Below are 2999 nucleotides of genomic sequence, written 5' to 3'. Positions count from 1 at the left end.
CGCGCCGCCGGGTTTCGTCGCCGGTGAGCAGAGGCGGGGCGCCTCAGGCAACGGTTTGGTTTGAACTGGCTTGCCGCGAGGGAGTGTCTCCCCTGATGAATGCTAAGATTGCCACTTTCCTGGAAGAGCGTCGTCCCGAGACGCCTTGCCTGGTTCTCGACCTCGATGTCGTCGCCGGCAATTACCAGGCGCTGGCCGAAGCGCTGCCCGACAGCCGCATCTTCTACGCGGTGAAGGCTAACCCGGCGCCGGAGATCCTGTCGCTGCTGGCCTCGATGGGCTCGTGCTTCGACACCGCGAGCGTGGTCGAGATCCGCGATGCGCTGGCCGCCGGCGCCACTGCCGACCGCATCTCGTTCGGCAACACCATCAAGAAGCGCGTCGACATCGCGACGGCCTATGCCCTCGGCATCCGGCTGTTCGCCTTCGACAGCGAGGCGGAACTGCGCAAGATCGCCGAGGTCGCCCCGGGCGCCCGGGTGTTCTGCCGCATCCTGACCTCGGGCGAAGGCGCCGAATGGCCGCTGTCGCGCAAGTTCGGCTGCGAGCCGTGCATGGCGCGTGAGCTGCTGGCGATGGCGCCGGGCCTCGGCCTCGACCCCTACGGAGTGTCGTTCCATGTCGGATCGCAGCAGCGCGACACCGGCGCCTGGGACAAGGCGCTGGAATCGGCGGCCGGGATCTTCCGCGACCTCGCGGCCAAGGGCATCGAGCTGAAGATGGTCAATCTCGGCGGCGGCTTTCCGACCAAGTACCTCAAGGAGGTGCCGACGCCTGACGCCTATGGCCGCGCCATCGATGCCAGCCTGCGCCAGCATTTCGGCAACCGCCTGCCCGAGACCATCATCGAGCCGGGCCGCGGCATGGTCGGCAATGCCGGCGTGATCCAGAGCGAAGTGGTGCTGATCGCCAACAAGTCGGCGAACGACAACACCCGCTGGGTCTATCTCGACATCGGCAAGTTCGGCGGCCTGGCCGAGACGATGGACGAGGCGATCCGCTATCCGATCACCACGATCCACGACGGCGACGTCGCGGAACCGGCGATCCTGGCGGGCCCGACCTGCGACAGCGCCGACGTGCTGTACGAGAAGAACGCCTATCCGATGCCGCTGTCGCTCGAGATCGGCGACAAGGTGCTGATCCACGGCACCGGCGCCTACACGACGACCTACTCGGCGGTCGCCTTCAACGGCTTCGCCCCCCTGAAGGCCTATTACATCTGAACCTCCCGGGTTTGGAGATCCCACGCTATGGACATCATGCGGGAGCGGCCGCGCCACGCGGCCGCCATCGAGGGTCTTGTCGTCGATTGCTTCGGTGAGGGGCGCTTCGGCAAGACCGTCTACCGGCTGCGCGACGGCGTGCGGCCGAACAACGAACTCGGCTTGGTGGCGCTCGAGGACGGCGATCTCGTCGGCACGCTGCGCTTCTGGCCGATCCATGTCGACGGCATCGGCGAGACCATCCTGCTCGGCCCGCTTGCGGTCGCGGAGACTGTGCGCTCCAGCGGCATCGGCTCGCGGCTGATGCGGGCCGGGCTGTCGCGCGCGGCGGCCTTCGGCTACCAGAGCGTGATCCTGGTCGGCGACGAGCCGTATTACCGCCGCTTCGGCTTCCGCCGCGACCTGACCCTCGGCCTGATGCTGCCGGGCCCGGTGGATTACGACCGGCTGCTGGGGCTCGAACTGGTCCCGGGCGCGCTGGCCGGCGCCCGCGGCATGATCGGCCGCGCCGACGGCCTGCCGGTGCGCTACGAATCGGCGATGCTTCTGAGCGCCTGAGCCGGCGGCTCGAATCGTATCTCTCCACTGTCATTGCCGGGCTTGACCCGGCAATCCAGAAGATGTCGACAGTCTCTGGATGCCCGGATCAAGTCCGGGCATGACAGTTGTGGGGAGGAATATAGATCTCCGCCGAATGCAGTTGTTACGTCTGTGGCTTCCGGTGGCCGCTGACCTCCCGCCCGGCATCGCCGGGCAGGGCCAGGGCGTCGATCAGCGACAGCACCGCCAGCACGGCGATCACCGCGAAGGCGATCTGGTATTGCCGGGTGATCGAGCCGCCGGCGAGGCCGGAGGCCTCGGCCAGCCGCAGTGCGATCGCGCCCAGCGCCACGCCCAGCCCCATCGAGATCTGCTGCGTCACGCTGAACAGCGTGTTGGCAGCACTCATCCCTGCCGCCGGGACGTCGACGAAGGCCAGGGTGTTCAGGCTGGTGAACTGCATCGACCGGGCGGCGCCGCTGACCACCAGCAGCGCCGCGACCAGCGCCGTCGGTGTATCAGGCGTCAGGAGGGCGCAGCCGAACAGGGTCGCCGCCAGCAGCGTCCCATTTGCCAGCAGCGCGGTGCGGAAGCCGAAGCTGCGCAGCACCCAGCTGGTCATCGGCTTCATGCCGAGGTTGCCGGCGAACAGCGCCAGCACCAGCAGGCCGGAATGCACCGGGTCGAGCCCGAAGCCGAGCTGGAACATCAGCGGCAGCAGGAACGGCACGGCGCTGACCACCGCCCGGAACAGCGACCCGCCGCGCACCGTCACCCGGTAGGTGTGGATCGCCATCGCCGCCAGCCCGACCAGCGGGTGCGGGTGGTGCCGGGCATGGCGCACGGCCCAGGCGCCCAGCAGCAAGGCGGCGGCCAGCAGGGCGCCGACCGACAGCCACGGAATCTCCTGGTGGCCGATCAGGTCCAGCCCCAGCATCAGCGCCAGGCAGGCGATGCCGGTGAGGACGAAGCCGAGCCAGTCGAACGGCGTGCGCGCATCGCTGCGGTCGTTCGGGATCAGCCGCAGCGCCAGCACCAGGGCGACGGCGCCCAGCGGCAGGTTCAGCAGGAAGATCCAGCGCCAGGATGCGATGCTGGTGATCAGCCCGCCGACCGGCGGCCCCAGCACCGGGGCGGCCAGCGCCGGCCAGGTGATGTAGGCGATCGACCGCATCAAATCCTGCTTGGCGGTGTTGCGCAGCACCACCAGCCGGCCGACCGGCACCATCATGG

General features: G+C 68.7%; 3 protein-coding genes. 2 read left to right on the top strand and 1 reads right to left on the bottom strand.

Going from position 1 to position 2999, the window contains the following annotated elements:
* The first annotated feature begins 95 nt into the window (after positions 1-95).
* Together AC3XYG_RS14620 and AC3XYG_RS14615 are read left to right on the top strand one after the other, a co-directional pair.
* Positions 96-1226: a type III PLP-dependent enzyme gene (locus tag AC3XYG_RS14620; RefSeq protein ID WP_489140570.1), complete on the top strand. Its 1131-nt coding sequence runs from the start codon at positions 96-98 to the stop codon at positions 1224-1226.
* A 27-nt stretch (positions 1227-1253) separates the two neighbouring features.
* On the top strand, positions 1254-1784 hold the full coding sequence (locus tag AC3XYG_RS14615; RefSeq protein WP_489140569.1) for a GNAT family N-acetyltransferase: 531 nt from the start codon (positions 1254-1256) through the stop codon (positions 1782-1784).
* 145 nt (positions 1785-1929) lie between these two features.
* On the opposite strand, the gene AC3XYG_RS14610 is transcribed toward AC3XYG_RS14615, so the two are convergent.
* On the bottom strand, positions 1930-2999 hold a 1070-nt coding region (locus tag AC3XYG_RS14610), incomplete at its 5' end, for an MFS transporter (RefSeq protein WP_489140568.1).

The organism is Inquilinus sp. (assembly GCF_057815775.1).
This window is presented reverse-complemented; position numbering and strand designations above follow the sequence as displayed.